The 5,388-nt window shown below is 59.2% G+C and carries 5 protein-coding genes and 1 pseudogene; 3 read left to right on the top strand and 3 right to left on the bottom strand.

Annotated features, from left to right (window positions below; genetic code table 11):
* Nucleotides 1-625: 625 nt before the first annotated feature.
* Both BLW02_RS19115 and BLW02_RS19120 read right to left on the bottom strand, forming a co-directional pair.
* A complete protein-coding gene (locus BLW02_RS19115; protein WP_092701638.1) occupies nt 626-2,098 on the bottom strand; it encodes a sensor histidine kinase in 1,473 nt (490 codons plus the stop codon).
* Nucleotides 2,095-2,820, bottom strand: a complete 726-nt coding sequence (locus BLW02_RS19120) for a response regulator transcription factor (protein WP_092701641.1) — start codon at nt 2,818-2,820, stop codon at nt 2,095-2,097. Before BLW02_RS19120 ends, BLW02_RS19115 begins: the two co-directional genes overlap by 4 nt.
* Nucleotides 2,821-2,920: 100 nt before the next feature.
* Between BLW02_RS19120 and BLW02_RS19125 the strand changes: the two genes are divergently transcribed.
* The 3 genes from BLW02_RS19125 to BLW02_RS19135 all read left to right on the top strand — a co-directional run bounded on the left by BLW02_RS19125 (nt 2,921) and on the right by BLW02_RS19135 (nt 4,669).
* Complete coding sequence (locus tag BLW02_RS19125; RefSeq protein ID WP_092701644.1) at nt 2,921-3,571, top strand: cytochrome b/b6 domain-containing protein; 651 nt, start codon at nt 2,921-2,923, stop codon at nt 3,569-3,571.
* Nucleotides 3,568-4,359 carry a molybdopterin-dependent oxidoreductase gene (locus tag BLW02_RS19130; protein ID WP_092701647.1) on the top strand — a complete coding sequence of 264 codons (792 nt, stop codon included), beginning with the start codon at nt 3,568-3,570 and terminating at the stop codon, nt 4,357-4,359. The genes BLW02_RS19125 and BLW02_RS19130 overlap by 4 nt, the downstream gene beginning before the upstream one ends.
* A gap of 94 nt (nt 4,360-4,453) precedes the next feature.
* Entirely contained in the window at nt 4,454-4,669 is a 216-nt protein-coding gene (locus BLW02_RS19135) for a pentapeptide MXKDX repeat protein (protein ID WP_092701650.1), read from the top strand.
* A 587-nt stretch (nt 4,670-5,256) separates the two neighbouring features.
* Here the strand turns inward: BLW02_RS19135 and BLW02_RS20065 are convergent.
* Nucleotides 5,257-5,388: pseudogene (locus BLW02_RS20065) on the bottom strand (glutathione S-transferase family protein); the annotation flags it as partial.

Raw genomic sequence — 5,388 nt, forward strand, 5'->3', positions numbered from 1 at the left:
AAAACGTTGTGTGCCAACCCTGCATCGTGAACCTCAAAAGTGGGAGGCCACCATACCCGTTTACAAAGCGAACAGGAAAGTCAATGAAATCAACGATCTACCCAGACCACCCCCGCGCCAGTGCTAGCTTTGCGTACCGTCACTTATTGCACTGAAAACGAGGAGACCCCTCCTTGCGCGCTGGCTTCGTAACTGAGGCCGCCTTACGAAAGGTCTCTCTTGCAGACACCATGGCGATGACGGGTCATCAATCCGTGGCGGTGGTGCTCGGGTATCAACGCCACGGCGAAACATCAAGAAGTGCTGCTTCGAATCTTCTGGGTGAGATTTCAACGGGTTCTTGACGACTCGCTGCGGTTTACCGCGACGGACAAGCCAAGGACTCTTGTGCAGCGATTGCGGCCGGTGGGTGCAACGGGAATGCTCATGATGAATGCCCCAGAACGGCCGTTAGCCATCGCTACCGGCGCTGGTTTGAATGGCGCCTGTATTAATTGCAGCGGTCGTAGGGCCTGTGCGACCTTTCCGTCACCTACCCTCGCCTAGATACACTGGGTTCCGCTAGCTTTTGTCGGCCCAGTACTCACTAATGCGGCCGATGCTCACTTTCGAGCACATAGCCCAACTATTCGAGCTCGAATGAGAAGACAGCGCCACACCCGTCTGCGCTGACTAGCCGGATATCACTGCCGTGCAATTGAAGAATGCGCTGCACGATCATGAGTCCCAGTCCGCCGCCGCGCTCACCACCCGACGCGAAAGCCGGTCTCCTGAAAATGACCGACTGTAGCTCCTTCGGAATGCCGGGTCCCGTGTCACTGACCTCTACACGAACACCTGTACCCTCGGATAACAGGCGCACCACGACCTGCCCACCTTCGGGGGTGTGGCGGATCGCGTTGTCCAGCAGATTGGTCAGGACCCGTTCGATCATCCCCAAGTCGGCATTAACAACCGGTAAACCATGCGAGATTTGTGGCACCAGGCGCTGACGGCGGGCCTCTGCCGCTAGTTCGAACTTCTGGAACACGTCCTGTACCAAGTCCGCCAGCGCAAAGCGTTCCTTGTCGGGCTTGACCACACCGTATTCCAACCTCGCGAGTTCAAAGAGTTCCTGCGCCAGACGGCCCACCTTGCGGCTCTGACCGAGCGCGATCTCCAGGTAGCGGTGGCGGTCGGCGACGGACAGCGTATCGGCCTTCATGAGAAGCGTTTCAAGATAGCCATGCAGCGAGGTCAGTGGCGTGCGCAGGTCGTGCGAGACATTGGCGAAGAGTTCGCGCCGCTGCTGGTCCTGCGCCGTCAGTTCACGCCACTGCTCTGCAATGCGCTGGGTCATCTGGCGAAAGGCCTGTGCCAGTGCACTAATTTCACCCCTCTCATCGGTTGCCAGCCGATCCAGCGTGGGTACCGCCTGCTGCAGCGATGCCATGCCGTCGCGCTCGAACCGCTGCACTGTGTTGGTCAGTTCGCGCAAGGGCTTCGTGATGAGACGGAACGCGGCAACGCCAGCCAACGTACCCAAAAAAACCACCAGCCCCATCGACCACAGCAGGGTACGCAACACACTGCTTTCGGCAGCGTTGGCGACCAGCGCCTCGCGCTCCTCACCCGACAGCACGACATAAACATACCCAACATTGCGCCCTCTTACCCTCAGGGGTGCTGCGCTGAACACCTTTCTATCGGTTTCGCCACGCGGATCGTCACCCATGATGGGCAACGGCGCGCCGGCCAGCAGCTGCCGCACCGGCGCCAGGTCGACCCGGTCGCGTTTGATATGTCCCGGTGGCGCCGCCTGAGCCGCAATACGCCCCTCCGTGTTCAGCAAGTAGACCTCGACGCTCGGGTTGACGGCCATCAGTTGTTCGAAAAGGGCTTTGACTGCTGCGTCGTTGAGACCGTCGCCGCGCACCAGCTCTGCGTTGCTCGCAATGTGCTCCGCCAAGCCACGGGACAGCCGCTGCGTCACTTCCTGTTCATAGCGTCCGCTGGCAGCCACCTGCAGCCAGATGGACACACTGCTGCAGGTCAACAGCAGCACCACGAATACGGCAGAGAGGCGGCGCGCCAGGGTCCAGTGCCACGGTAGATTCATGGAGTCGCCTTCTCGGCGTCGGTAACAGCCAGCTTGTAGCCGCGCCCCCACACGGTCAAGATGCGACATGGCTCGGCCGGGTTGACCTCGAGCTTCATGCGCAGCCGGTTGATGTGCGTGTTCACCGTGTGCTCATAACCATCGTGTTGATAGCCCCAGACCTGGTTGAGCAAGTCGAGACGCGAGAACACGCGGTCTGGGTGGCGCGCGAAGAAGTACAGCAAATCGAACTCGCGCGGGGTGAGATCAATCGGTTTACGATTGAGCAATACCTCTCGCGCCATTGGATCGATGACCAGGTTGCCGAGCTCGAGCTGCCCGGACTCAAGGCGGGCGCTGCGCGCCAGCGCATCTGTGCGACGCAGCAGCGCACGCACTCGGGCCACAAGTTCGAGCACTGAAAAGGGTTTGGCCAAGTAGTCGTCGGCACCCAGTTCAAGCCCCAGAATGCGGTGTATCTCGCTCGAACGGGCGCTAGTGATGATGATCGGCGTGTAACGAGTCATGGCCCGCGCGCGGCGACAGATCTCCAGACCGTCGACGCCGGGCAGCATCAGATCGAGGATCAGCGCATCCCAGCTGCCACGCTCCAGTTCGCGCACTCCGACGTCACCATCTGCCGCATGCGTGACGGCATAGCCTTCATCATGCAGGTGCATGCGCAGCAGATCAGCGATGTGCGCATCGTCTTCAACGATCAACACGCGTTTGGATGTTTCCATAGATCAACGGATTGTCTCGCCAGATCCCTCTGGGAGTTGTCACGATTAATTGAACATTTCGTGATGAATCGGCAAGGGGTTGCACTCAACAATCCGCCACATGCACAGTCCGTCCGCCACCGCTCCGGTCACCTTGCTCCCGCCGGCCGACCACCGGCCGATCCACCCGGTGTGGATTCGAGTCACGCATTGGATCAATGCCTTGGCGGTGCTGATGCTGGTAACCAGCGGCTGGCGTATCTACAACGCATCGCCGTTCTTTCCTTTCCAGATCCCGAGCGGTATCACGCTAGGCGGTTGGCTGGGCGGGGCGATTCAATGGCACTTTGCGGCCATGTGGCTTCTGGCGGCCAACGGCCTGGTGTATCTGGCGCTCAACATGGCGAGCGGCCGGTTGTTCCACAAATTTTTCCCCCTCTCGGTGTCCCGCATCTGGCGCGACGCGATGGCCGCCCTAAAAGGCAATCTCTCGCACTCCGATCCGCGCCACTACAACAGCGTGCAACGTTTTGCATATCTGTTTGTGATGCTCGACATCATTCTGCTGGTGCTATCAGGCCTGGTGCTGTGGAAGTCGGTGCAGTTCCCGGTGCTGCGTGAGCTGCTGGGGGGCTACGAGTTCGCACGGCGTATCCACTTCGTCGCAATGGCAGCCCTCGTGGCCTTCGTCGCGGTTCACTTGGCCATGGTGGCACTGGTGCCGCGAACTCTGTTCACCATGCTCAGCGGCAAAGCGGGATTGAAGTCATGAAAATCCTCCAACGCCCCCCTCTGCAGCAAGTCGACAGCGAAGCAGCGCTCATCGACGCCCGCCGTCTGATCGTTCGCAAGATCGAGCAACCCGCCAGGCGCGCGTTCCTCACCCGTTCCCTGACCATGGGTGGCCTCTCGATGCTCACTGGCTGCAGCATCAGCAACAACGAGGGGGTTGAGGCCGCGCTCACAGCCATCTCGCGCTTCAATGACAAGGTGCAAGGCTTGATCTTCGACCCGACGCAGCTGGCGCCGACGTACCCGGAGTCGATGATCACGCGGCCTTTCCCGTTCAACGCCTATTACAGCGAGGACGAGGTGCGCGAGGTCGACGAGGAGAGCTACCGGCTCGAAGTCACCGGTATGGTGGCCGACAAGCGCCGCTGGACCTTGCCCGAACTGCGTGCAATGGAGCAACACGACCAGGTCACGCGCCACATCTGCGTGGAAGGCTGGAGTGCGATCGGCAAATGGGGTGGTGTGCGCTTCGCAGAACTCCTCAGCCGTGTAGGCGCCGATACCAGCGCCAAGTATGTGGGCTTCAAGTGTGCTGACGACTACTACACCAGCATCGACATGCCGACCGCGTTACACCCCCAGACCCTGCTGACGCTGACATACGACGGTCAACCTCTGCCACCGAAATATGGCTTCCCAATGAAGCTGCGCATGCCTACGAAGCTGGGCTACAAGAACCCCAAACACATCAAGGCGATCTTCGTCACCAACACCAACCCTGGCGGCTATTGGGAAGACCAGGGTTACAACTGGTTCGGCGGCAGTTGAGTTGCCATATGGCTCTCAGCGCTGTTGAAACTTAAGGCCGGATTCATGTCGAACCGTGCCATTTATCTGAAGATAACTCTCAAAGGACCACTCAATGAACAAGCTCTCCACCACCTTGCTGGCCACCTTCATCGCCCTCGGCTCGGCCTCGGGCTACGCCGCTGACGAAATGAAGAAAGACGGCATGTCCAAGGACGCTATGAAGAAGGAAGAGATGATGAAGAAAGACGAAATGATGAAGAAGGACGCCATGAAGAAAGACGAGATGATGAAGAAGGACGCCATGAAGAAAGACGAGATGAAGAAGTAAGTCTCCACCCGAGTTATCCTGCAGGAAACGACGCTCGAAAGTACGCCTTGCAGGTTGGCGTGCCCACCTACTGCGGTCATCAATCAGAAGCAGTCTGTAGGGTACTGCCGAGGCGGATGTTCGATTTACAAGCTCACCCGCTCGTATGCTCTGTAAAAATCAGCAGCAGTGCGTCGGGTGCAGCGAGAAGGGTTAACCGTCACTTGCGAAGCTCTCGAGCGATTCGAGTTTTTGCTCGTGCAATTGCATCAGCGAACCGAAGGGTTGTTTGAGACCAGTGTTGTGCAAGCATTGCAAAAGGACGTCCTATTCGCAGCGATTGCCGACAGCATGACCGAAGCGCTTAGCTTGACTTCCTACCCACAGTGCGTGCAGCCGAAACTGGAGGACGACGCTACGGAATTCAAAACACTTGCGGATGAGTTTCTCCTTCGCTGGGGCCACGGCGTGCTGAAAGCTTGCTACTTTTCGGGGTGTTGCCGGTTTTCAAGCAAGCGGGATGGCACCCGCCAAGCTACTCGCACCGAACAGCGCGGCTGCGGCAAAGCGAACTCCGCCAGTTGCTGCACCGTCGCCGCCGTTCGTGCTCAGGCAGTCAAGCGTGCGTTTTGCGGGAACATGACCGCCCGTGCTTCGTCGTCCATCTCGGCCTTGAAAGCGTGCTTGGCCTTGAGAGCTTCGGCGCGTTGAGCTGCCGGGCGGGCGTTGACTTCATCGAG

It is taken from the genome of Acidovorax soli (assembly GCF_900107605.1).
GTDB classification, from domain to species: domain Bacteria; phylum Pseudomonadota; class Gammaproteobacteria; order Burkholderiales; family Burkholderiaceae_C; genus Acidovorax; species Acidovorax soli.

Bases quoted from the DNA above. Each gene is read 5' to 3' on its own strand.
- BLW02_RS19115 (WP_092701638.1), bottom strand. From the start codon at position 2,098: ATGAATCTACCGTGGCACTGGACCCTGGCGCGCCGCCTCTCTGCCGTA.
- BLW02_RS19120 (WP_092701641.1), bottom strand. From the start codon at position 2,820: ATGGAAACATCCAAACGCGTGTTGATCGTTGAAGACGATGCGCACATC.
- BLW02_RS19125 (WP_092701644.1), top strand. From the start codon at position 2,921: ATGCACAGTCCGTCCGCCACCGCTCCGGTCACCTTGCTCCCGCCGGCC.
- BLW02_RS19130 (WP_092701647.1), top strand. From the start codon at position 3,568: ATGAAAATCCTCCAACGCCCCCCTCTGCAGCAAGTCGACAGCGAAGCA.
- BLW02_RS19135 (WP_092701650.1), top strand. From the start codon at position 4,454: ATGAACAAGCTCTCCACCACCTTGCTGGCCACCTTCATCGCCCTCGGC.